This window comes from Paenarthrobacter sp. NPDC090522, from assembly GCF_044769225.1.
Classification (GTDB): domain Bacteria; phylum Actinomycetota; class Actinomycetes; order Actinomycetales; family Micrococcaceae; genus Arthrobacter.
Genome location: NZ_JBIVXL010000006.1, coordinates 65,268 through 87,816, shown reverse-complemented (window position 1 = coordinate 87,816; position 22,549 = coordinate 65,268). Strand labels below are relative to the sequence as shown.

The following is a 22,549-nucleotide window of genomic DNA, read 5'->3' as shown; positions in this document are numbered from 1 at the left end:
CCGCCTAGAGGATGCCGAGGTTGCGCTGCAGCTCGTAAGGCGTGACCTGCAGACGGTAGTCCTGCCACTCGGCGCGCTTGTTGCGCAGGAAGTGTTCAAAGACCTGCTCTCCCAGGATCTGCGCCACGAGTTCCGACTCTTCCATGGCGCGGATGGCGTCGTGCAGGCTGGCAGGCAGCGGAGCGTGACCCATGGCCTTCCGCTCGGCCGTCGTCAGCGACCAGACATCGTCTTCGGCGGCCGCCGGGAGCTCGTAGCCTTCCTCGATACCCTTCAGACCGGCACCCAGGAGCACCGCGTAAGCGAGGTAGGGGTTGGTGGCAGAGTCGATGCCGCGGTACTCGATGCGCGCCGACTGACCCTTGCCCGGCTTGTAGAGCGGGACGCGGACCAGGGCGGAACGGTTGTTGTGGCCCCAGCTCAGGTAGCTCGGCGCTTCACCGCCGCCCCACAGCCGCTTGTACGAGTTCACGAACTGGTTGGTGACTGCCGTGAACTCAGGCGCGTGCCGAAGGATGCCGGCAATGAACTGGCGGGCGGTCTTGGAGAGCTGGAACTCGGCTCCGGCCTCAAAGAAAGCGTTGGTGTCGCCCTCAAACAAGGAGAAGTGGGTGTGCATTCCGGAGCCGGGGTGGTCCGTGAACGGCTTGGGCATGAACGTGGCATAGGTGCCCTGCTGCAGGGCCACTTCCTTGATGACAGTGCGGAAAGTCATGATGTTGTCCGCTGTCTGCAGCGCATCGGCGTACCGAAGGTCGATTTCGTTCTGGCCGGGGCCGCCTTCGTGGTGGCTGAACTCCACCGATATGCCTACTGATTCGAGCATGGTAACGGCAGTGCGCCGGAAATCCTGCGCAACTCCGCCCGGAACGTGGTCGAAGTAGCCGCCCTCATCCACGGGCACCGGGGCCCCGTCCGGGCCAAGGTCCTTGGACTTGAGAAGGTAGAACTCGATCTCCGGGTGCGTGTAGCAGGTAAAACCCATGTCTGCGGCCTTGGCAAGGGTGCGCTTGAGGACGTTGCGGGGATCGGCAGCGGAGGGCTCCCCATCCGGGGTCAGCACATCGCAGAACATCCTGGAGGTCTGTTCGGTTTCGCCGCGCCACGGCAGGATCTGGAACGTCGAGGGGTCGGGTTGGGCCAGCATGTCAGATTCAAAGACACGGGCCAGGCCCTCAATGGCGGAGCCATCGAAGCCGAGTCCTTCCTCGAATGCACCCTCAACCTCTGCTGGCGCCAGGGCCACGGATTTCAGCGAACCCACGACGTCGGTGAACCACAAGCGTACGAAGCGCACGTCACGCTCTTCGATCGTCCGCAGAACGAACTCTTGCTGGCGGTCCATTGGGGCCTCTTTTCCGGTCGGTATCCACGCCGCACGGTTCCGTCGGGAAGGCGCGGCAGCTCAGCCTTCACTCTACTAAGCATTCGTGGCGAATGCCGCCGCAGGGACACCGCGTAACACAGCGTTTACAAATGGTGACGCTTGGCACATTGCTGGCAGCCCCCGCCAGCACGCCTTAGGCTCTATCCATGGCCCCAAGCAACCTTCCTGAGTCCAGCACGCCCGCCGAAGTTCCCGCCCCATATGGTTCGGGTCCCGCCGCAGCCGACCAAGCACCCTCCACGGACGCCAGGAAGCCCATTTCCAAGATTCGGATCCACCACCTGCAGCAGGCCAAGGACAACGGCGGCCGCTTCGCCATGCTGACCGCTTATGAGCAATACACTGCAGAGATCTTCGACCAGGCCGGCATCGAAGTACTACTGGTGGGCGATTCGGCCTCCAACAATGTCTTCGGCAATGAGACAAGCCTTCCCGTCACGGTGGACGAGCTGCTGCCCTTGTGCCGTGCAGTGAGCCGTTCCGCCAAACGCGCCCTGGTGGTGGCCGACTTACCGTTCGGCAGTTACGAGGTATCCCCGGGGCAGGCCGTCGCGACAGGGGTGCGCTTCCTGAAGGAGGGGCTGGCACACGCCGTCAAGATCGAGGGGACCGCCTACTATGCCGAAACAGTCCGCGCCATGGTGCAGGCCGGCATTCCCGTCATGGCCCACATCGGATTCACCCCGCAGAGCGAACATTCCTTGGGCGGCTACCGTGTCCAGGGACGCGGCGACGATGCCCAACGGTTGATCGATGACGCCGTGGCCCTGCAGGACGCAGGAGCCTTCAGCGTTCTCATGGAGATGGTTCCTGCCGGGACAGCTGCTGCCGTTGACGCCGCCCTGCGGGTTCCCACCATTGGCATCGGCGCCGGCAAGGACACCACGGGCCAGGTGCTGGTGTGGCAGGACATGGCCGGACTCCGTGGGGGCAAGATGGCAAAGTTCGTCAAGCAGTATGCCGATCTCCGCAGCACCCTGGGCGAAGCCGCCGCTGCCTACGCCGCCGATGTCCGGTCAGGCCACTTCCCGGGACCCGAGCACTCGTTCTAGTCGTCGTCCTGGGCATCCCAGGCTTCGTTGCGCTGCTTCACCTTTTCCAAGGCATGCTCGGCTTCTTCGCGGGTTTTGTAGGGACCAATCAGCTGGGTCCAGTCGGACATGGCGTCCTCCTCGATCTGGTGCGTCTTGACGTTGTACCAGTACTCCGTCACGTCTCCTCCTAGCGTCAGTGGACTCTCCGTCGCGTAACGTTGGCGGGTCCTCTTGGAACCGGCACGCATTGTTACTTGCGTCTCGTGCCCGCCTTATATGATCAATCTATGCCTTCTCCAGTCTCCACCGCACCCATCGGCACGCTGTCCCCAGGAACCATCAGCCCTGAGCTGGCTGTTCCCGGGTCGATTGCCCGTCCTGAGTACGTCGGCAAGAAGGCCCCGGCCAAGTTCACCGGTTCGGAGGTCAAGTCAGCGGAAACCATCGAGAAGATCAGGATTGCGGGCAAGATCGCTGCCCAGGCGATCGTGGAGGTCGGAAAGCACATCCAGCCGGGAGTGACCACGGACCAACTGGACAAGGTGGGGCACGAGTACCTCCTGGACCACCACGCGTACCCGTCCACGCTGGGCTACCGCGGTTTTCCCAAATCACTGTGTTCCTCACTGAACGAGGTGATCTGCCACGGCATCCCCGATTCCACGGTGGTGCAGGACGGCGACATCCTCAACATCGACATCACGGCCTTCATCAACGGCGTGCATGGCGACACGAATTACACTTTCCTGGTTGGCGACGTGGACGAAGAGTCCCGTTTGCTGGTTGAGCGTACGCAGGAGTCGCTCAACCGGGCCATCAAGGCCGTGGCCCCGGGCCGCGAAATCAATGTCATCGGCCGCGCCATCGAATCGTATGCCAAGCGATTCGGCTACGGCGTGGTTCGGGACTTCACCGGTCACGGCGTCGGAGAGGCCTTCCACACGGGCCTCATCATTCCGCACTACGATGCCGCTCCGGCGTACAAGACGGTGATCGAGACCGGCATGGTGTTCACCATCGAGCCCATGCTGACACTCGGCACCATCGAATGGGACATGTGGGCCGACGACTGGACCGTCGTCACCAGGGACCACAAACGCACGGCCCAATTCGAACACACCCTGCTGGTCACCGAGGCCGGCGCGGAAATCCTTACCCTTCCCTGAACTTTCCGGAAGGGGCACGCCGCCCCGGTGGCTGCGCCACGTCCAACCCTCCTGCCATGAACGGAATTGAATTGTCCACAAAGGATGAGAAGACCCACAAGAACCGCCCGCTGATCGGAATCGACATCGGCGGCACCGGTATCAAGGGCGGCATTGTCGACCTCAAGAAGGGCAAGTTGATCGGTGACCGCTTCCGCGTTCCGACGCCGCAGCCGGCCACACCCGAGGCAGTCGCCGAGGTGGTGGCCGAAATCGTGGAGGAACTCTCCAACCGTCCCGATGCACCCGCGGCAGACTCTCCCATCGGCGTCACTTTTCCCGGCATCATCCAGCACGGTGTGGTCCACTCGGCCGCCAACGTCGACAAATCCTGGCTGGACGCCGACATTGACAAGAAGTTCACGGAACGGCTTGGCCGTCCCGTCGAGGTCATCAACGACGCCGACGCCGCCGGCCTCGCCGAGGCACGCTACGGCGCAGGCGAAGGCGTTGACGGTACGGTCCTGGTCATCACCCTCGGCACGGGCATCGGCTCGGCCTTCATCTTCAACGGCACATTGGTTCCGAATGCCGAACTTGGGCACCTGGAAGTGGATGGCTTCGACGCCGAAACGAAGGCCTCGGCCGTGGCCCGCGAACGGGACGGCCTGAGCTGGGATGAATACGGGGTGCTCCTCAACCGATACCTGCAGCACGTCGAATTCCTGTTCTCGCCCGAGCTCTTCATCATCGGCGGTGGCATCTCCAAGCGATCCGACGAGTACTTCCCGCATTTGGAACTGCGCACGAAGATTGTCACGGCAAAGTTGAAGAATGACGCCGGGATCGTCGGCGCGGCCCTTGAGGTGGCCCTCCACCACAAGCTGGCCAAATAGCAGGCCGGCGTTCCGACGCCAAGCCGGACCGGTCATGGTCCGGGAAGAGTGCCGGTGGTGGCTGCGGCTTCCCCTCCGCTGCCACCACCGGAGTCAGAGTTGGCTCTTCTCGGAGCCTTTCGTGCCCTTGGCGGAGGACTTCGCGTGTGCCTCTGCTTCATGGCGAAGCAAAGAGATGGCCGATTCGAAGTCTTCCAGTGATTCGAAGGCCTGGTACACGCTGGCGAACCTGAGGTAGGCCACTTCATCCAGCTTGCGCAGCGGTCCCAGAATGGCCAGGCCTACCTCGTGGGCATCGATCTCAGCCGCACCCGACGAGCGGATGTTTTCTTCGACCTCCTGCGCCAGCATCGCGAGGTCGTCCTCGGTGACAGGGCGCCCTTGGCAGGCCTTCCGGACACCGCTGATCACCTTGATGCGGCTGAACGGTTCACCGACTCCCGAACGTTTGATCACGGACAAGCTGGTGGTTTCCACTGTGGTGAAGCGCCGGCCGCATTCCGGGCATTGGCGCCTGCGGCGGATTGATGAGCCATCGTCAGCCATGCGGCTGTCCACCACACGGGAATCAGGATTCCGGCAGAACGGACAATACACGTTGGGCCTCCCTGATGGTTTCCGTTGACTGGCACCTGCCTCGCGGGAACGCAAAAGGTGCCGGAAGTTTCACTTCCGGCACCAGTTTACGTACGGCCATGCCCTAATGACAAGCGTGTAATTACTACATGTAGTGGTGACCACCCGCATATGTAGTGGTTGCGGCCTTAGGCGAAGCGGATCTTCACCGCGTCACCGTGCCCCGGGAGATCCTCCGCGCCGGACAAGCTGACGATGTGGTTACTGACCTGTTCCAGGGCCGACCGGTCGTAGTTGATGACCTGCACAGCCCGCAGGAAGGTCGTCACATTGAGCCCGGAGGAAAAAGCTGCGGTTCCACTGGTAGGCAGCACGTGGTTGGAGCCTGCACAGTAGTCCCCCAGGCTTACAGGGCTGTAGTCGCCCACGAAAATGGCGCCGGCATTGCGGATGCGCCCCGCAACAGCGGACGCATCCGCCGTCATGATTTCCAGGTGTTCCGCCGCGTAGGCGTTGCACACGGCGATTCCCTGTTCCAGGTCATCAACCAACACCACACCGGACTGCGGCCCCGAAAGAGCCTCGAACACACGGGCGCTGTGCTTGGTCGCTGCAGCCTGGCGGCCCAGTTCAAGCACGACGGCGTCGGCCAGCTCCGGGGAGTCAGTCACCAAGACGGACGCTGCTTTGGGGTCGTGCTCGGCCTGGCTCAGGAGGTCCGCAGCCACGAGCGGCGCTTGGGCACTGGAATCGGCCAGGATCGCAATTTCCGTGGTGCCGGCCTCGGAATCGATGCCCACCACGCCCTTGACCAGGCGCTTGGCAGTGGCAACGAAGATGTTTCCAGGACCGGTCACAACGTCGACGGGCTCAATCGGTTGTTCCGCGCCGTCGCCCGGGATGCCGTATGCAAATGAAACGATTGCCTGGGCTCCACCGATTGCATACACCTCCTCAATGCCGAGCAGAGATGCAGCAGCCAGGATGGTGGGGTGCGGGAGGCCGCCGAAGTCCTTCTGGGGCGGCGATGCCAAGGCAATCGACTGCACGCCTGCAGCAACCGCCGGGACGACGTTCATGATCACGGACGAGGCCAGCGGGGCCAACCCGCCCGGCACGTAAAGCCCCACCCTGCCCACCGGAATCCAGTTCTGGCTGACCACGGCGCCATCACCGAGGCTCACGTCCACGTTGGCGGGCCGCTGGCGCTCGGCAAACTGGCGGGCACGGTTGATGGACTCTTCGAGGGCAGCGCGGACAGCGGGATCGAGCTCCGCCAGGGCCCGGGCAATGGCCTCTGCCGGAACCCGCGGGTGCGACTGCTCAACGCCGTCGAAATTCCGTGCGAGATCGCCCAGTGCGGCGAAGCCGCGCCGGCGCACATCAGCGATGATGTCCAGGACCTTGCGCTCCGCGTCTGCCAACGTCTGATGCTGCGCCCGCGGAACGGCGGCCCGCAACTCCGCAAGCGAGAGCCGGCAGCCGCGGAAGTCGATGGTGCGGAAGTTCAGGGAATCAGTGGCGGGGGAAGCAGTATCCGAAGGAGTGGTCACCTGCCTATTTTACGGGCTTCCCGGAAAGAACCCCGAACAAGGCCAGGACGAACGTCATGAAGGCGGTAGCTCCGGGCCACAACAGGAGGACCGCATACGAACGGAGGGTGAAGCCATACTCGGGGCCAAGGGACGGATCCGGCGCCATGCCCCAGAGCATGGCCGCGAGAAGTCCTGCCAACCACGACAGACCCGCGCCGATCACACCACCCACCAAGGCAAAGGCCAAACGTCGGCCGGCCCAGTTTCCTTGAAGTTTGCCGTCCAGCACCAGTCCCACAACGCAGCCCGCGATAAGCATCAGGGCGGCAAGGACGAGGTCTCTCGGCAGCCAGGAATCGGGATTCGAGGGATTGGCCAACGCAGGATTGCCGGACAAGATGTTCAAGCCACCAGGGGCCAGTACCCACCACAGGAGGCCCAGGACAAGGCCCGAAAGGCCGGGAACGGCAAGCCACAGCAGCTCCTTGGGCTGCATTGGGCGGCGAAGGGGAACTGCTTCTGTGTCAGCAGGAACATGGACTGCGGGCTCGGTCATGCAACTCACATTAACAAAGGTTCATGCTGGCTCATGAAAAAGGCCACTGCGGCCCCTCCGGGGAATACCCTGATGGAAGATGCCAGCCCAAGCACCCAGCGCAGGAGAGCAGACCACCGTGGGAAGTGCAACACCCGGTTTCGAACAGACCTTCAGGGAAATGTTCCGCCGCCACGCCGCCGGAGTGGCCATTATTACGGCAAACCTCGACGGAAAGCCGTTCGGCTTCACGGCCACTTCCGTGGCGTCGTTGTCTGCCGAACCGCCGCGCTTCACGTTCAACATGGCCCGAAGCTCCAGCTCATGGCCAGCGGTGGCAAACGCCAATTACATCGGCGTCCATATGCTGGGCCTGGAAAACCAGGCTCTGGCCGACCGCTTCGCCCGCACCCGGGACCGATTCGAAGGCGACCACTGGGAACCGGGCCCCCACGAAGTCCCCATCCTCAAGGACGTCACGGGATGGCTTGTTGGAAAGATCCAGATGCGGCTCTCCTTCGAGAACAACGCCGTGGTGGTTGTGGAGGTGGTGGACGGCCAGGTGGGCGACGACGGCACTCCCCTGCTCTACCACAGCGGCAGCTACAGCAAGCCAGCCCCCCTGGACTACGAAATCTAACCCCCGGCCATGCCTAGTTGTCCAAGCAGGCGGGCCCCAGGAGGACCTTCAGGTCCCCAAAAAGGGATGGACTGGGGTTGACCCGCAAGTGAACCGGGAGTCCCATGACTTCCACCTTGGTGTCACCCATCAGCTTGAGCCTGACTTCCGAGTTCCCCCTGTGGGTCCTGAGGACATCACGCAGGTCCGTCACCACCGTCTCCGTAGCCTTGAACGTCGGAATGGTGATGACCACGGGTCCGTTGACGCTCTCGCTCAGGTCCGGCACGGAGAGTTCCATGCAGTTCAGTGTGACCGCGCCGTCGTCACGGCGCTGCAGCCTTCCCTTGACCACCACGATCAAGTCTTCGGCCAGCACCGAAGCGATGGGTCCGTAGACCTGCCCGAAGAACATCACTTCCATCGAGCCGCCAAGGTCCTCGATTTCTGCCCTGGCATACGCATTGCCACTGGCTTTTGCAATGCGCCGGCTGAGTGAGGTGATCATGCCCGCGATGGTGACAATGGCACCGTCATGCGGTCCGTCCTCGGCGATGATCGACGTTATGGACATTTCAGCGTGCTGGCTCAGAACGCCTTCCAGGCCCTGCAACGGGTGGTCCGAAACGTAAAGTCCCAGCATGTCGCGCTCGAAGGAGAGCTTGTCCTTCTTCTCCCATTCGGGAAGATCCGGAATCTCCGTGCTGAGCGAAGCTTCAGGCTCCTGGTCCTCGAACCCGGCAAAAAGGTCGAATTGGCCGATCGCTTCGTTGCGTTTGAGCGTGATGACTGAGTCGATGGCCTCTTCATGGATCATGGCCAGGGCGCGACGGTGGTGTCCAAGGGAGTCGAACGCCCCGGCTTTGATCAGGGATTCAATGGTCCGCTTGTTGCACACAATCGCGGGGACCTTCATCAGGAAGTCCTTGAACGAGGTGTACGCACCCTCCGTGGCCCGGGCCGAAACCATGGCGTCCACGACGTTCACGCCGACGTTGCGGATGGCGCCCATTCCGAAGCGGATGTCCTGGCCCACCGGGGTGAAGTTCAGCGACGACTCGTTGACGTCCGGCGGCAGCACCGTGATGCCCATTCTGCGGCATTCGTTGAGGTAGATGGCCGACTTGTCCTTGTCGTCGCCCACGGATGTCAACAGGGCGGCCATGTACTCGGGCGCGTAATGGGCCTTCAGGTACGCCGTCCAGTAGGAGATGACACCGTACGCGGCCGAGTGGGCCTTGTTGAAGGCATAGTCCGAGAAGGGAAGGAGGATGTCCCAAAGAGTCTTGACGGCCTCCTGCGAATAGCCGTTGTCCTGCATGCCTTGCGAGAAGCCGGCGAACTGCTTGTCCAGTTCGGACTTCTTCTTCTTGCCCATGGCACGGCGCAGGATGTCTGCTTGGCCCAGGGAGTAGCCTGCCAGCTTCTGGGCCACGGCCATGACCTGCTCCTGGTAGACAATCAGGCCGAAGGTGCCACCAAGGATGTCCTGCAGAGGCTCTGCCAGTTCCGGGTGGATCGGGATGACATCCTGGATGCCGTTCTTGCGCAACGCATAGTCCGTGTGGGCGTTGGCGCCCATGGGACCGGGGCGATAGAGCGCGAGTACTGCGGAGATGTCTTCGAAGTTGTCTGGCTTCATCAGCTTGAGCAGCGACCGCATGGGACCGCCGTCGAGCTGGAACACGCCCAAGGTGTCGCCGCGTGCCAGGAGTTCGTAGGACGCCGCGTCGTCGAGTTCGAGGTTTTCGAGGTCCAGGTCGATGTCCCGGTTCATCTTGATGTTCTCGAGGGCATCCGAAATGATCGTCAGGTTTCGAAGACCCAGGAAGTCCATCTTGATGAGGCCAAGGCCTTCGGACGTCGGATAGTCGAACTGGGTAATGACCTGGCCGTCCTGGAAACGGCGCATGATGGGGATCACGTCGATGATCGGGTCCGAGGACATGATCACGCCCGCTGCGTGAACGCCCCACTGACGCTTCAGCCCTTCAATGCCCAAGGCCGTTTCGAAGACCTTGGCGGCCTCGGGATCGGTGGCAACGAGCTGGCGGAAATCGCCTGCTTCACCGTACCGCTTGGCCTCAGGGTTCTGGATGTCGGCCAGCGGGATGTCCTTGGCCATGACGGCAGGCGGAAGCGCCTTGGTCAACTGCTCACCCATGCTGAAGGGGTATCCGAGCACGCGCGATGAGTCCTTCAACGCCTGCTTGGTCTTGATAGTGCCGTACGTGACGATCATGGCCACGCGCTCGTCGCCGTACTTCCTGGTCACATAATCGATGACTTCCGAACGGCGCCGATCGTCGAAGTCGACGTCGAAGTCGGGCATGGACACGCGGTCCGGGTTGAGGAACCGTTCGAAGATCAGGCCGTGCCGCAGCGGGTCAAGGTCCGTAATACGCATGGCGTAGGCCACCATGGAGCCGGCGCCCGAACCACGGCCGGGACCGACGCGGATTCCGTTGTTCTTGGCCCAGTTGATGAAGTCGGCAACCACCAGGAAGTATCCCGGGAAGCCCATGGACGTAATGACTTCGAGCTCATAGTCGGCCTGCTTGCGGACGTTGTCCGGTATGCCCTGCGGGTAACGGTAGGCGAGGCCCTTGTCCACTTCCTTCACCAGCCAGGACGTCTCGTCTTCGCCCGGCGGGCAGGGGAACCGCGGCATGAAGTTGGCGTCCGTGTTGAAGGACACCTCGCAACGCTCTGCGATCAGGAGGGTGTTGTCGCACGCATCGGGGTGGTCGCGGAAGAGCTCGCGCATTTCCTGAGGCGACTTCAGGTAGTAACCGCTGCCGGAGAAGGCGAACCGGGAGCCGCCGTTGTCGTACGTGGGCTCAAGGAGCGTGGAACCCGACTGGATGGCGAGCAGTGCCTCGTGGGCTTTGGCATCGTGCTCGTGCGTGTAGTGAAGGTCGTTGGTGGCAACCAGCGGGAGGTTCAGGTCCTTGGCCAGGCGGAGGAGGTCACCGGTGACCCGCCGTTCGATGTCCAGGCCATGGTCCATCAGCTCGCAAAAGTAGTTCTCGGCCCCGAAAATGTCACGGAACTCTGCGGCGGCCTCAACCGCTTCACGGTACTGGCCCAGGCGCAGCCGGGTCTGGACTTCACCTGACGGGCAACCCGTCGTGGCAATGAGTCCTTCGGAATAGGTGTTCAGGAGTTCGCGATCCAGCCGCGGCCACTTGCCGAACACGGAATCCAGCGAGGCGATGGAGGAGGCCCGGAACAAGTTCCGCATGCCCACGTTGTTGTAGCTCAGCAGCGTCATGTGCGTATAGGAGCCACCACCGGAGACATCGTCCTTGCGCTGGCTCTCCTCGCCCCAACGGACGCGTTCCTTGTCCCCGCGCGCAGTTCCCGGTGTCACATAGGCCTCAACGCCGATGATCGGCTTAATGCCCTTGTCCGTGGCTTTGCGCCAAAAATCGAAGGCCCCGAAGAGGTAACCGTGGTCCGTCGTCGCCAGGGCAGGCATGCCCAACCGTTCCGTTTCATCGAACAGCTCACCCAGTCGGGCTGCTCCATCCAGCATGGAGTATTCGGTATGGGTATGCAGGTGGACGAACGAATCATTGCTGGAAGTCACCCGGACAGTCTACCGTCCAAGCACGGAGATCACCCGGAGGTACGGCCGGACCGGGCGGGCAGCCTCATGCTCAGGCAGCGCCGCTGGCCAGAAGATCCAGGGCGTATTGCAGGTCCGCGGGATAGTCGCTGGTAACCACTGTCCATTCCCCCGTGCGGGGATGCGTGAAACCCAATTGACGCGCGTGCAGCCATTGCCTGGTCAGGCCAAGGGTGGCAGCCAGCCGCGGATCTGCTCCGTAGGTGAGGTCGCCCGCGCAAGGATGCCGGAGAGCGGAAAAGTGCACGCGGATCTGGTGGGTCCGGCCCGTTTCCAAGTGGACTTCCACCAGCGTGGCTTTGCCGAACGCTTCAAGCACCTCGTAATGGGTCACGGAGGGCCGGCCATCCTCCACCACGGCAAAACGCCAGTCGTGCCCCGGGTGCCGGCCGATCGGAGCATCGATGGTCCCTTCAAGCGGATCCGGAAGACCCTGGACCACGGCGTGATAGACCTTGTCCACGGTCCGTTCCTTGAAGGCACGCTTCAGCACCGTGTAGGCGTGCTCTGTCTTGGCGACGACCATGACGCCGGAAGTACCGACGTCGAGCCTGTGAACGATGCCCGCCCGTTCCGGTGCCCCCGACGTGGAAATCCGATACCCGGCGCCGGCCAGTCCCCCTACCACTGTGGGGCCCACCCACCCGGGTGAGGGGTGCGCAGCCACCCCCACCGGCTTGTCGATGACGACGAAATCCTCGTCATCCAGCAGGATCTTCAGGCCTTCCACAACTTCCTCCACCACTTCCAGGGGATCCCGACGCTCCGGAACCACTACATCCAGCACAGCACCGGCAACCAGCTTGGCGGACTTGCCCAGCGCCGTTCCGCCGCTGGAGACATGCCCCTCGGCAATCAGGAGGGCGGCGGCGGACCGGGAAATATCCAACAACCTTGCCAAGCCGGCGTCCGCCCGGGCGCCCGCCAGCTCTTCCGGTACAACCACCGAGTCACTCACCGGCAGGTTCCCCCGTCCCACCCTTGGCGGGCTTTGGCTCGGCAACGTGCCGCTTGCCATCCATGCCGATGCCCCGCAGGGTCAGGAGGCAGATAATCACCACTCCGGAGACCACCGCGGAGTCGGCAATATTGAAGATCGCAAAATTCGGCAGTTGGATGAAGTCCACCACGTGGCCCATGGCGAACGACGGTTCACGGAAGAGGCGGTCGGTGAGGTTCCCCAACGCGCCGCCAAGGAGCAGTCCGAGGGACAGCGCCCACCACGCCGAGCCCAGCTTGCGAAGCTGGAACAGGATGGCCACGGACACCGCGGCCATGACGATCGTGAAGATCCAGGTGACGTTCTCGCCAATGGAGAAGGCGGCTCCCGAGTTCCTGATGTAGTACCAGTGCAGGAGGGGCGGAAGCACGGGAATCCGCTCGCCTTCGGTCATGGTGCTGGTGACCCAGAGCTTGGTGAGCTGGTCGAAGGTGTAGGCGAACACGGCAAAGCCCGCAAAGAGCCAGAGCATGGCGGGGCGCCACTTGCGCTGGACAGGAGGAGCCGGCTGGGATGCGCCGTCAGTGATGTCGTCGGTCATAAGGCTTTCATTCGTGAACCATGCGGGAGCTGCCAAGGCCTTAACAGCAAAAGCCGGTGGCCGAGGAGTCCTCAGCCACCGGCTTTCAGAATACTTGCTAAACGTCAGCGGTTGCTTCGCCAACCTCGGGGGCGGCAACGGAACCACGGGCGTCGAGGTCGCGCAACTGGCCCTCGATGTAAGCCTTCAGGCGGGAGCGGTAGTCGCGCTCGAAGCCACGGAGCTGCTCAACCTTGCGTTCAAGGACAGAACGCTGCTGCTCGAGGGCACCGAGGATCTTGCGGGACTTCTCCTGTGCATCGTTGACCAAGCTGGAGGCCTCGATCTGGGCCTCGGCAATGATCTTGTCCTTCTGCTGGGCACCGTCCGCCACGTGCTTGTCGTGCATCTGCTGTGCCATGGCCAGCAGGCCTGCAGCAGACTCGGCCGAGGCCGTGTGGGTGTTGGCGGCGGGAGCCGGGGCCTTGGCAGCTTCAGCGGCCGCAGCGGCGGCGGCAGCCTGCTCTGCTTCCTTCTTCTTGGCGGCTTCGGCAGCCTTGGCTTCCGCTTCAGCCTTGGCTTCTGCTTCCTTGTCCGCCTTGGCCGGAGCCGGAACCTTCTCGACGACCGGGGCCGCTGCAGTTGCCGCAGGCGTGGCCGAACCAGCTTCGCCGAGCTTCTTGCGGAGCTCGTCGTTCTCCTGGTTCAGGCGACGCAGTTCAACCACGATCTCGTCGAGGAAGTCATCCACCTCGTCCTGGTCGTAGCCTTCGCGGAACTTAGTCGGCTGAAAGCGCTTGTTGACAACGTCTTCTGGCGTCAAAGCCATCTGGTCACCTCGTTGGTCTAGTTAGTCAGTAGGCCTTCCGGCCGTTCAAAACTACGGTACCTAAATATCATCTTGTTCCTCCAATTCAACACCATCGTGTTGATTTGGCGAATTTACGGGCCTCGTCCATTAGGACATACGGCTCCGCTCCCTGCTAAGCGAGGCCGTTGGTCACCGCCATGGCGATGCTAACGGCAATTATCAGGATCAGGAACCCCAGGTCCAGCGAGATTCCGCCCAGTTGCAAGGGAGGGATGAGCCTCCTCAAGCGCTTCAGTGGCGGATCCGTCACTGAATACACCACGTGCGCTGTTACCAAAGCCACACCACGGGGCCGCCACTGACGGGCGAACATCTGCACCCATTCAAAGATCAACCTGATGATCAGAGCAATGAAAAACAGCAACAACACAATATAGATAAGGCCGAAAACAATGCCCACGAGTTAGCTCAGATCTCCCACTTGTTCCGGAATGCCGATCGGTCCCTACTATTGCAACACAGATGCCAGGCGGGATGACCCGCCTGGCATCTAAAAATAAAGATCGTTCTCAGCTCTGGTTGAAGAAGCTCGCCTGCGATTCGCTGGCCTTCTTGTCATCGCCGATGACTTCCACATACGACGGCGAGAGGAGGAACACCTTGTTGGTGACCCGCTCGATGCTGCCATGCAGGCCAAACACCAGGCCAGCGGAGAAGTCGACCAGCCGTTTGGCGTCCGCCTCCCCCATGTCAGTGACGTTCATGATGACGGGGATGCCGTCCCTGAAGCTCTCACCAATGAGCTTTGCGTCATTGTAGGAACGGGGATGGACGGTGGTGATCTGCCTCAAGCCGGAGGCATCTTCGCGGCTGGAGGCCGCACGCTTGATGGGTGTCACGGGTGCGCGGTATTCCTCTTCGGCGTCAACTGTGGGCATTTCACGGACAACTTCCCGGACCGGGGCAGGAGCTCGGCGCTCTTCCCGTTCCTGCGGCTGGGGGCGTTCTTCTTCGTGGTGCGCGACGGCCTGCTCAGATTCGTAGTGTTCATCGCCGTCGGCGAGCCCAAGATAGATCATTGTCTTGCGCAGAGCGCCAGCCATGGTGCACTCCTATCGTTTCTGCAGTAGGCGGGCCGCCATGACCTGACGTAGTTGGAACCCCGGCCCGTCATTCCAATACTTTGACGCTACCCCACGGCTGGACGTGAACCGAGAATATCGGAGCCTATTCTCAGGTGTGTCGCTCCGAATTTGATGGCGGATTCCAGATCCTGGCTCATCCCCGCCGAGATCGCCGCCGCGTCCGGATGCTGGACCCTCAGCTGGGCCGAGACCGCCGCCAACCTTTCGAAGGCCGATTCGGGTTCCGCCCCCAGGGGTGCGACAGCCATCAGGCCGGCGAGCCTCAGCCCCGCGGACCGGCCAATGGCTTCCGCGATGGCCTCCACGTCGCTTGGCCGCGCGCCACCACGGTGGGCTCCGGCGTCGTCCTCAAGGCTGACTTGGATAAAGCACTCAAGGTCAGCCCGACCGGTAGCCTCCCGCTCCCTGGCAATCGCTTTTTCGAGGGCGGACACCAACTGGATCCGGTCGATGGACTGGACGGAGCTTGCGTACTTGGCGACCGACTTGGCTTTGTTGCTTTGGAGTTGGCCAATGAAATGCCAGTCAAGGTCCAGGTCAGTCAACTCCGCGGCCTTGGCAGAAGCTTCCTGGTCCCGGTTCTCGCCAACATCCCGGACGCCCAGCGCCGCCAGCCTCCGGACATCCGCCGCTGGATGGAACTTGGTGACCACAATCAACCGGGGTGGGTCTGTGCGTCCGGCTGCGGCGGTGGCTGCATCAATCCGTTGCGCCACCGACTCCAGGCGCCGGGCGAGGACCAAGCTGCGGTCGTCAGACGCGGAAGGTGGAACAGCGGCGGCGGGTTCAAAGCTTGTCATGCGTCCACACCAAACCTGCGAATCGACCGGTTCGGGAATCCCGCCGGTATGAGAAAAGGGCCTCGTTCTCCAGAGTGCACCCGCCCGAGTACCTGACCATCACTCCAAGGTCCGCCAATTGCGCCCGGACAGCAGCAGGAAGGTCCAGGGCAGGGGTCCCCCAGGACGTCTCCGACCAACTTGCAGGCGCAAGACGGCCAACGTCGGCGCGGAGGTCCTCCGGGACTTCGTAGCATTTCCCACAAATCGACGGCCCCAACCAGGCTTCGATGGCGCGGGCACCGTTGCGGCGCATGTGCTCGACCGTGGCAGGCACAACGGCCGCGGCAACCCCGGGTCGACCCGCGTGGGCAACAGCAAGCACAGGATCATGCGAGTCCGACTCACCCAGGAGGACGACCGGTACGCAGTCGGCAACCATGACCGCCAAAGGCTGTGCCGGCCCAGTCCCGGCTACCGATACCATGGCATCGGCCGTGGGGCCGGGACCATAGCCGGAAACCACGGCGACGTGGTTCCCGTGCACCTGGTTCATGTACTGGAAGCGCGGTCCGCCCGGATTGGCTGCTGCCTCCAGGCGGATCCGACGCTCTTCCACGTCTCCCGGGTCATCCCCTACATGGAGCGCCAGGTTCCCGGCACCCATGTCCGTGAAGGCGACGGAGACACCGGGACGTACTTCATTGCGCCACCAAAACACCTGGCGTTGACTCCCGGTGCTTACTTAAGGAAATCGGGAACGTCGAGGTCGTCCGAACGGTTGCCGGACAGATCCGGTTCGACGACGGCCGGAAGGTCCACGTCGAAGCCCGAGTCGGCAGGCAGGGCCGCGGGACGCTGCTGTCCCCAGTTGCTGAGGCTCGCAGCGCCGACTCCGGCCGTGGCGTGCTGCGGTGCTGCCGCGCTGGCCGGGGCCGCCGAAGGTGCAGCCGGACGGTCGGCCTGTACCGGGTTTTGCGCGGGCCGCGACTGGTCCATGGACGGCGACGTCGCCTTCACGTCGTCAAAGCCTGCAGCAATGACCGTAACCCGGGCTTCGTCGCCCAGGGCGTCGTCGATCACAGCACCGAAGATGATGTTGGCTTCCGGGTGGGCCACTTCCTGGACCAACCGGGCGGCCTCGTTGATTTCGAACAGACCAAGGTCCGAGCCGCCCTGGATGGACAGCAGGACACCGTGGGCACCGTCGATGGAGGCCTCCAGGAGCGGCGAGGCGATGGCAAGCTCCGCTGCCTTGACTGCCCGGTCTTCGCCGCGGGCGGAGCCAATGCCCATGAGGGCCGATCCCGCACCCTGCATCACGGACTTCACGTCGGCGAAGTCAAGGTTGATCAGGCCGGGAGTCGTGATGAGGTCAGTGATGCCCTGTACACCCGAAAGGAGCACCTGGTCAGCCGAGCGGAAAGCGTCCAGGACGGAGACGTTACGGTCGCTGATGGAGAGGAGCCGGTCGTTGGGGATGACGATCAGGGTGTCGACTTCATCGCGCAACGCATCGATGCCGGCCTCGGCGGAACCTGCGCGGCGCCGGCCTTCGAAGGTGAACGGACGGGTTACCACGCCGATGGTCAGGGCGCCAAGCGAGCGGGCGATGCGGGCAACCACGGGGGCGCCGCCAGTGCCGGTCCCACCGCCTTCGCCCGCCGTGACAAAGACCATGTCTGCGCCGCGAAGGACCTCCTCGATCTCGTCGGCGTGATCCTCGGCGGCCTGCTTGCCAACCTCCGGGTTGGCACCTGCGCCGAGGCCACGGGTGAGTTCGCGTCCAACGTCAAGCTTGACGTCGGCATCGCTCATGAGCAGCGCCTGCGCGTCAGTGTTGATGGCGATGAACTCGACCCCGCGAAGGCCCACTTCGATCATCCGGTTGACTGCATTCACGCCACCGCCGCCGATGCCGACGACCTTGATGACGGCCAAGTAATTCTGCGGTGCTGCCACGTTTCGTGCCCCTTGCTTGTGTCCTATTGCGAAACTGATCGAGTCCAACGTGAATCCTTGGACCTTAACCCTCTAGTTGAAGGTTATAGTTATGTCAAGTAACTCTACAGCGACGGTATTTGCTCTGCTTCACTCATGCAATGACCGCTTGCGCGTGTCGCTTGATTGAGCAGAAATAAGGCCCATCTCCGCCGGCCGGGTTACCTTGTGAAACAGCTATTTTGTGAACGGATGCCGCGGCACGCTGACGTCATAGACGCTCACGGCCACCTTGGGATCGGGCGGCATCTTCAACAATGCCTCAAGCGCCTTCGCCTTCAGTTCCCTGTCCTCGGCATTGCCCCACACTACCGTCTTTCCGTCCACCAATTTTAGCTCCACCGCGTCCGGCGAAGCAGCCGATGCCGTGGACATTTTGGCCAACACATCCGCTGGCAAGGTGTTCAGGACGGCAGCGATCGACTTAAAGAGTGCGGTGTTGCCGGCTCCGGCACCCGCGTCAATCAGGGGCAACGCGACGGCGGACTGGTCCTGCGTGGCTCCGAGCTGCACGCCATCCACGTCGACCATGACGAAAGAGTCCCCTTGTTTCAACAACGCCACCGGTACACGCTCCTCCACATGCACCAGGAGTTCGGACGGAGGCCGGGCCTCGATGGTGGCCGAGCGCACCTGCACCAACGGCTTGAGCAGTTCACCCACTTCCTGTTCCGTCACCTGGGGAAGCGGTTTGCCCTGGACCTTGGCCAGTGCAGTCCGGACCGCATCCGGCGTCAGGAGCTTGGTCCCGTCCACCGTGATGGTCCGGACCGCCAAGGCCGGCGAAAAGACAGCGCCGCCAACCACCAGGGCAACAACGGCCAGGACCCCCAGGAGGGTCCAGAGGACGTGGCGCCTGACCCGCCGTCGCTTCGGTTCCGGAAAGGCAATGACGTTGCCCGGGTCGGTCATCTCGCCGGATGCCGGGCTTGCCGCTTTGCCTCCGCGCTTGCCGCTCCGAACGGCCTTGCCCTTCGGCGAAATCTTCGGGGCCGACGTGTCTTTTGCGGTGGAGATATTCACCGTGGGCTCCACGGCGCGCTCGGCACTGATCACGACCGGGTCCTGCTTGCCGATGGCAGGGGATCCCGGCGCAGCGCGCTGGGCGTCGCTCCCGGGTTTGAAGGTTGGCCTGCGGGTACTAGCCATCCAGTGCCTCCACGATCGCGGGTCCGTAGGCGGTAACGTCCCCCGCCCCTACGGTGAGGACAACGTCCCCGTCCCTCGCGCCCGAAACGAGGGCAGAGACGGCATCGGCCGCCGACACCAGGCGGCCGCGCGAGAGCTTGTCCGCGATGAGCGCGCTCGTCACACCGGGAATCGGATCTTCGCGGGCAGGGTAGATGTCCAGCACCAGGGCGGTGTCCGCCAGGTCCAGGGCTCCGGCAAACTCGGCGGCGAATTCCCGGGTCCTGGAGAACAAGTGCGGTTGGAAGAGGACGTGCACTTTGTTGTCACCGGCTACGGACCTTGCAGCCGACAGGGCCGCGCGGACCTCGGTGGGGTGGTGTGCATAGTCATCGTAGACCCGCACTCCCCTGCCCTCTCCTTTGAATTCGAAGCGCCGCGAGGCACCCGTGAAGTGTCCCAAGGCTGCGGCAGCTGCGACCGGGTCCACGCCCAGTTCGAGCGCAACGCCAAAGGCTGCGGCCGCATTCAGGGCATTGTGCCGGCCAGGCACCTGCAGGTGCACTGCGTGGCTGGCACCGTCGACGGCGATCGAAACGTTTCCGGTTCCGTCGTCTTCAAGGCGGATACCGGCGTCGTTCGTGGTTCCGTAGGTGAGTACCCGGGCGGTTCCGCTGGCGGCGGTACGTTCAGCAAGTGCTCTGGCGCCGGCATCGTCGGCGCATGCCAGCAGGAGGCCTTCCGGCGGCAAAAGCGCGGCAAAGGCGTCAAAGGACGCAAAGACGGCCTCCGCCGTCCCGTAGTGGTCCAGATGGTCTGACTCGACGTTGGTCACGACGGCGATGAGAGGGCGGTAGTTCAGGAAGGAACCATCCGATTCATCGGCCTCGGCCACGAAGATGTCCGAAGAACCACGGGCGGCGTTGACCCCGAGGGACGGCACGTTCGCGCCGATGGCAAACGTGGGATCGAAACCAGCTTCCTTCAGCAGCACGGCAACCATGGAGGTGGTTGTCGATTTTCCGTGGGTTCCTGCGACAGTGACCACCTTGTGGCCCGCCATGGTGGCAGCCAGCGCTTCCGAACGGTGGAGGACGGGAAGGCCTGCCTGCCGGGCAGCGGCGAGCTCCGCGTTGTCGTCGCGGATCGCGGAGCCGGCTACGACTGTCTGGGCATCTCCCAGGTGGCCGGCCTCGTAGCCGACGTTGATGCGTGCCCCCGCTGCCGCAAGGTCATGCATGACCGGGAGGTCCTTGGCATCACTGCCGCTCACGGGCACGCCACTGGCCACCATGATCCGGGCCACGGCAGACATGCCTACCCCGCCTATCCCGATGAAATGGACACGGCCAAGGGACTCGAGAGCGTGGAGAGAGTGGGTCATGCGGTTACCGCTTCCAGGACAAGATCAGCCATGCGCTGATCGGCGTTTCTAATACCAAGGTGCTCCGAGGTCCGGGCCATGGTTTCCAGGCGCTGCCGGTCGGACAACAGAGGCACCAGCCGGGTCTCCAACCAGTCGGGAGTCAGTGCTTTGTCCTCGACGAGGAGCGCACCGCCTGCTTCCACCAAAGCCGCAGCGTTCAAGGCCTGCTCCCCATTGCCGATCGGCAAGGGAACAAAGACAGCGGGTACTCCCACCGCGGCCACTTCGCTGACGGTCGCGGCTCCGGCACGTGCCAGGAGCACGTCAGCGGCGGCGTAGACATGCTCCATGCCATCCACGTACTCGACTTGCCGGTATCCCTCGGCGGCGAGCAGGCCGCCGTCGGCGTTGTGGATGGCCTTCCCTGTTCCGGTGATATGCAGCGTCTGGATTCCCGCCGCGGCGAGTGCGGGCAAGGCGGCCGCCACTGAACGGTTGATACTGGCCGCGCCCGACGATCCACCAGTAACGATGAGTGCGGGCCGGTCGGCATCCAAACCGAGCAATGCCTTGGCGGCAGGGGCCGCCGAGGCACGGTCCAATCCTGAAATGGCCCGGCGCATGGGCATGCCCACGTGGCGGGCGCCCCGCAGTTTGGTTCCGGCGAACGCCGCGGCCACATGGTCGCTGAAACGGGCACCGACCCGGTTGGCGAGCCCGGCCTTCATGTTGGCCTCGTGGATCACGATCGGGATGCCGCGTTTGCGGGCGGCCAAGTACATGGGTGTGCACACATAACCGCCGACTCCCACAAGCACGTCCGCCTTCGCGTCGTCGAGGATTCGGCCAGCCTGCCCGACGGCACCGGACAACCGCCCGGGCAGCTTCAGCAAGTCAAGGGAGGGGCGCCGGGGAAACGGCACCCGGTCAATGGTGGCCAACTCGTAGCCCGCCGCCGGGATCAGCCTGGTTTCCATGCCCGACGGCGTCCCTACCGCCAGGATGGCCGCGTCCTCACGCTTGGCCTTGATGGCGTCCGCGATGGCAAGGAGCGGACTGATGTGTCCGGCTGTACCGCCACCGGCGAGAACGACGGACAACGGCCTGCTGGACCGGGGCGAGTCAGGAGTCATGAAGTACGGGTACGCTTTCGTGCGGATTTGGGTGTTCGTCGTGGCAGCAGGCGGGGCCTCTGCTGCGGCGGCAACTGGCCCCGGGCCAAGGACAACACTACGCCCACGCCACACAGGGACATGACCAGCGCGGAGCCACCCGCGGAGATGAACGGCAGCGGGACTCCGATCACCGGAAGCAGCTGCGTGACCACCGCCATGTTCATGCTGGCCTGGCCGAGCAGCCACACCATGATGCCGCCCGCGAGCGTGCGCTGGAACGGGTCCGTCTGGCGGACCACCACGCGGAAGATCGCGATGCCCAGGACAGCGAAAAGGACCAGCACCACAATGGTGCCCACCAACCCCAATTCTTCGCCGATGATGGCAAAAATAAAGTCGTTGTGTGCTTCGGGGAGCCAGTTGTACTTTTGCCGGCTCTGGCCCAGGCCCAGCCCTGTCCAACTGCCTTGCGCCAGTCCGTACATGCCGTTGGTGGATTGGTAGCTGAAGTCCGAGTCCGCCGTACAGGAGTCACCCGCGACTCCCAGCCAAGCGGTCACGCGGCACATGCGGTTGGGGCTGATCACGGTCATCGCAGTGGCGCCGAGGGCACCGACGGCGCCCGCAATCGCCAGCATCCTGCCAGGAACGCCGCCGAAGTAGAGTCCAGCCGCGATGATGGCCATGACCACTATCGCCGTGCCAAGGTCATTGCCGATGAGGATCAAGCCCAGAACCAAACCGGCCCCCGGAACAACCGGGATGATGACGTGCAGCCAGCGGTCCAGGTACTTTTCCTTGCGCGCCAGAACCGCCGCGATCCACACGCAGAGCACCAGTTTGGAAATTTCCGAGGGCTGGATGCTGATGCCACCGATGTCCAGCCAGTTCTGGTTACCCAGGGCGCTGCGTCCAAACACCTGCACAGCTATCAGCAGGATCACGACAGCGCCGAGTCCACACCAGGACAGCTTCTTCATCCAGCTCACGTTAGTCCGCGAAATGACGTACATGGCAACGAGCCCCACTACGCCGAACATCGCCTGCTTCAGGGCGTCGGCATACGGCGACTTGCCTTCCGAGATGGCTTCGACGCTGGAGGCCGACAACACCATCATCACGCCAATTGCCGTCAACGCCATGGCGCAGCCGAGGATGAGGTAATACGTGGAACTGTTGGGGGCCTTGCTCTTGCCTTCCAGGCCCTCCCAAAATTTCCGGAGGTGTCCGCGGAGTCCCTTGGGCTGATTGCCGGGAGCCCCGGGGGTCTTGGCTTTCCCGGTACCGCCGGCGTCGCCGCGGCTACGGGTGGGCGTGCTGACCATT

The 22,549-nt window shown here is 63.3% G+C and carries 22 protein-coding genes; 4 read left to right on the top strand and 18 right to left on the bottom strand.

Annotated elements, in window-relative coordinates; all coding sequences use genetic code 11:
* Positions 1-4 precede the first annotated feature (4 nt).
* Complete coding sequence (glnA, locus tag ACIQT2_RS09325; protein ID WP_397322864.1) at positions 5-1,345, bottom strand: type I glutamate--ammonia ligase; 1,341 nt, start codon at positions 1,343-1,345, stop codon at positions 5-7.
* Between the two features lie 188 nt (positions 1,346-1,533).
* Between glnA and panB the strand changes: the two genes are divergently transcribed.
* Complete coding sequence (gene panB, locus ACIQT2_RS09320; protein WP_402945765.1) at positions 1,534-2,439, top strand: 3-methyl-2-oxobutanoate hydroxymethyltransferase; 906 nt, start codon at positions 1,534-1,536, stop codon at positions 2,437-2,439.
* Here the strand turns inward: panB and ACIQT2_RS09315 are convergent.
* Positions 2,436-2,600, bottom strand: a complete 165-nt coding sequence (locus ACIQT2_RS09315) for an SPOR domain-containing protein (RefSeq protein ID WP_387438536.1) — start codon at positions 2,598-2,600, stop codon at positions 2,436-2,438. The genes panB and ACIQT2_RS09315 overlap by 4 nt on opposite strands.
* A gap of 108 nt (positions 2,601-2,708) precedes the next feature.
* On the opposite strand from ACIQT2_RS09315, the gene map reads away from it, so the two are divergent.
* Both map and ppgK read left to right on the top strand, forming a co-directional pair.
* Positions 2,709-3,587 (top strand): type I methionyl aminopeptidase, encoded by an 879-nt coding sequence (map, locus tag ACIQT2_RS09310; RefSeq protein ID WP_402945762.1) that lies wholly within the window; start codon positions 2,709-2,711, stop codon positions 3,585-3,587.
* A 56-nt stretch (positions 3,588-3,643) separates the two neighbouring features.
* Positions 3,644-4,462: a polyphosphate--glucose phosphotransferase gene (gene ppgK / locus ACIQT2_RS09305; RefSeq protein ID WP_400334624.1), complete on the top strand. Its 819-nt coding sequence runs from the start codon at positions 3,644-3,646 to the stop codon at positions 4,460-4,462.
* 93 nt (positions 4,463-4,555) lie between these two features.
* Here the strand turns inward: ppgK and nrdR are convergent, their stop codons facing one another.
* The 3 genes from nrdR to ACIQT2_RS09290 form a co-directional block, all read right to left on the bottom strand.
* Complete coding sequence (nrdR, locus tag ACIQT2_RS09300; protein WP_400334626.1) at positions 4,556-5,059, bottom strand: transcriptional regulator NrdR; 504 nt, start codon at positions 5,057-5,059, stop codon at positions 4,556-4,558.
* 167 nt (positions 5,060-5,226) lie between these two features.
* Complete coding sequence (gene hisD, locus ACIQT2_RS09295; RefSeq protein ID WP_402945759.1) at positions 5,227-6,591, bottom strand: histidinol dehydrogenase; 1,365 nt, start codon at positions 6,589-6,591, stop codon at positions 5,227-5,229.
* A 4-nt stretch (positions 6,592-6,595) separates the two neighbouring features.
* Positions 6,596-7,129 carry a hypothetical protein gene (locus ACIQT2_RS09290; protein ID WP_402945757.1) on the bottom strand — a complete coding sequence of 178 codons (534 nt, stop codon included), beginning with the start codon at positions 7,127-7,129 and terminating at the stop codon, positions 6,596-6,598.
* A 79-nt stretch (positions 7,130-7,208) separates the two neighbouring features.
* Here ACIQT2_RS09290 and ACIQT2_RS09285 point away from each other — a divergent pair, with 79 nt between their 5' ends.
* Entirely contained in the window at positions 7,209-7,748 is a 540-nt protein-coding gene (locus tag ACIQT2_RS09285; protein ID WP_402945756.1) for a flavin reductase family protein, read from the top strand.
* Between the two features lie 13 nt (positions 7,749-7,761).
* Here the strand turns inward: ACIQT2_RS09285 and dnaE are convergent, their stop codons facing one another.
* The 13 genes from dnaE to ftsW form a co-directional block, all read right to left on the bottom strand.
* The gene (gene dnaE, locus ACIQT2_RS09280; RefSeq protein ID WP_400334634.1) at positions 7,762-11,319 is read right to left on the bottom strand and encodes a DNA polymerase III subunit alpha; all 3,558 of its coding nucleotides are present in this window, start codon (positions 11,317-11,319) and stop codon (positions 7,762-7,764) included.
* Positions 11,320-11,389: 70 nt separating this feature from the next.
* Positions 11,390-12,316 carry an RluA family pseudouridine synthase gene (locus ACIQT2_RS09275; protein WP_402945754.1) on the bottom strand — a complete coding sequence of 309 codons (927 nt, stop codon included), beginning with the start codon at positions 12,314-12,316 and terminating at the stop codon, positions 11,390-11,392.
* Positions 12,309-12,899, bottom strand: a complete 591-nt coding sequence (gene lspA / locus ACIQT2_RS09270; protein WP_402945752.1) for a signal peptidase II — start codon at positions 12,897-12,899, stop codon at positions 12,309-12,311. The genes ACIQT2_RS09275 and lspA overlap by 8 nt, the downstream gene beginning before the upstream one ends.
* A gap of 97 nt (positions 12,900-12,996) precedes the next feature.
* A complete protein-coding gene (locus ACIQT2_RS09265; protein ID WP_397322877.1) occupies positions 12,997-13,707 on the bottom strand; it encodes a DivIVA domain-containing protein in 711 nt (236 codons plus the stop codon).
* 154 nt (positions 13,708-13,861) lie between these two features.
* A complete protein-coding gene (locus tag ACIQT2_RS09260; RefSeq protein WP_397322878.1) occupies positions 13,862-14,149 on the bottom strand; it encodes a YggT family protein in 288 nt (95 codons plus the stop codon).
* 109 nt (positions 14,150-14,258) lie between these two features.
* Positions 14,259-14,792, bottom strand: coding sequence for a cell division protein SepF (locus tag ACIQT2_RS09255; RefSeq protein WP_397322879.1), 534 nt, complete (start codon positions 14,790-14,792; stop codon positions 14,259-14,261).
* Positions 14,793-14,878: 86 nt separating this feature from the next.
* Positions 14,879-15,634, bottom strand: coding sequence for a YggS family pyridoxal phosphate-dependent enzyme (locus ACIQT2_RS09250; protein WP_402945749.1), 756 nt, complete (start codon positions 15,632-15,634; stop codon positions 14,879-14,881).
* A complete protein-coding gene (locus ACIQT2_RS09245) occupies positions 15,621-16,334 on the bottom strand; it encodes a polyphenol oxidase family protein (RefSeq protein ID WP_402945748.1) in 714 nt (237 codons plus the stop codon). The genes ACIQT2_RS09250 and ACIQT2_RS09245 overlap by 14 nt, the downstream gene beginning before the upstream one ends.
* A 20-nt stretch (positions 16,335-16,354) precedes the next feature.
* On the bottom strand, positions 16,355-17,575 hold the full coding sequence (ftsZ, locus tag ACIQT2_RS09240) for a cell division protein FtsZ (protein ID WP_400271631.1): 1,221 nt from the start codon (positions 17,573-17,575) through the stop codon (positions 16,355-16,357).
* Between the two features lie 216 nt (positions 17,576-17,791).
* Complete coding sequence (locus tag ACIQT2_RS09235) at positions 17,792-18,763, bottom strand: FtsQ-type POTRA domain-containing protein (protein ID WP_402945747.1); 972 nt, start codon at positions 18,761-18,763, stop codon at positions 17,792-17,794.
* Positions 18,756-20,126 carry a UDP-N-acetylmuramate--L-alanine ligase gene (gene murC, locus ACIQT2_RS09230; protein WP_402945746.1) on the bottom strand — a complete coding sequence of 457 codons (1,371 nt, stop codon included), beginning with the start codon at positions 20,124-20,126 and terminating at the stop codon, positions 18,756-18,758. The genes ACIQT2_RS09235 and murC overlap by 8 nt, the downstream gene beginning before the upstream one ends.
* Positions 20,123-21,241 (bottom strand): undecaprenyldiphospho-muramoylpentapeptide beta-N-acetylglucosaminyltransferase, encoded by a 1,119-nt coding sequence (gene murG / locus ACIQT2_RS09225; protein WP_402945745.1) that lies wholly within the window; start codon positions 21,239-21,241, stop codon positions 20,123-20,125. The genes murC and murG overlap by 4 nt, the downstream gene beginning before the upstream one ends.
* Entirely contained in the window at positions 21,238-22,548 is a 1,311-nt protein-coding gene (gene ftsW, locus ACIQT2_RS09220; protein WP_402945744.1) for a putative lipid II flippase FtsW, read from the bottom strand. The genes murG and ftsW overlap by 4 nt, the downstream gene beginning before the upstream one ends.
* Position 22,549 lies beyond the last annotated feature (1 nt).

What these genes read in the sequence shown, in the direction of transcription:
- glnA (WP_397322864.1), bottom strand. Translation starts at nt 1,345, where the DNA reads ATGGACCGCCAGCAAGAGTTCGTTCTGCGGACGATCGAAGAGCGTGAC.
- panB (WP_402945765.1), top strand. Translation starts at nt 1,534, where the DNA reads ATGGCCCCAAGCAACCTTCCTGAGTCCAGCACGCCCGCCGAAGTTCCC.
- map (WP_402945762.1), top strand. Translation starts at nt 2,709, where the DNA reads ATGCCTTCTCCAGTCTCCACCGCACCCATCGGCACGCTGTCCCCAGGA.
- ppgK (WP_400334624.1), top strand. Translation starts at nt 3,644, where the DNA reads ATGAACGGAATTGAATTGTCCACAAAGGATGAGAAGACCCACAAGAAC.
- ACIQT2_RS09290 (WP_402945757.1), bottom strand. Translation starts at nt 7,129, where the DNA reads ATGACCGAGCCCGCAGTCCATGTTCCTGCTGACACAGAAGCAGTTCCC.
- ACIQT2_RS09285 (WP_402945756.1), top strand. Translation starts at nt 7,209, where the DNA reads ATGCCAGCCCAAGCACCCAGCGCAGGAGAGCAGACCACCGTGGGAAGT.
- lspA (WP_402945752.1), bottom strand. Translation starts at nt 12,899, where the DNA reads ATGACCGACGACATCACTGACGGCGCATCCCAGCCGGCTCCTCCTGTC.
- ACIQT2_RS09265 (WP_397322877.1), bottom strand. Translation starts at nt 13,707, where the DNA reads ATGGCTTTGACGCCAGAAGACGTTGTCAACAAGCGCTTTCAGCCGACT.
- ACIQT2_RS09255 (WP_397322879.1), bottom strand. Translation starts at nt 14,792, where the DNA reads ATGGCTGGCGCTCTGCGCAAGACAATGATCTATCTTGGGCTCGCCGAC.
- ACIQT2_RS09250 (WP_402945749.1), bottom strand. Translation starts at nt 15,634, where the DNA reads ATGACAAGCTTTGAACCCGCCGCCGCTGTTCCACCTTCCGCGTCTGAC.
- ACIQT2_RS09235 (WP_402945747.1), bottom strand. Translation starts at nt 18,763, where the DNA reads ATGGCTAGTACCCGCAGGCCAACCTTCAAACCCGGGAGCGACGCCCAG.
- murC (WP_402945746.1), bottom strand. Translation starts at nt 20,126, where the DNA reads ATGACCCACTCTCTCCACGCTCTCGAGTCCCTTGGCCGTGTCCATTTC.
- murG (WP_402945745.1), bottom strand. Translation starts at nt 21,241, where the DNA reads ATGACTCCTGACTCGCCCCGGTCCAGCAGGCCGTTGTCCGTCGTTCTC.
- ftsW (WP_402945744.1), bottom strand. Translation starts at nt 22,548, where the DNA reads ATGGTCAGCACGCCCACCCGTAGCCGCGGCGACGCCGGCGGTACCGGG.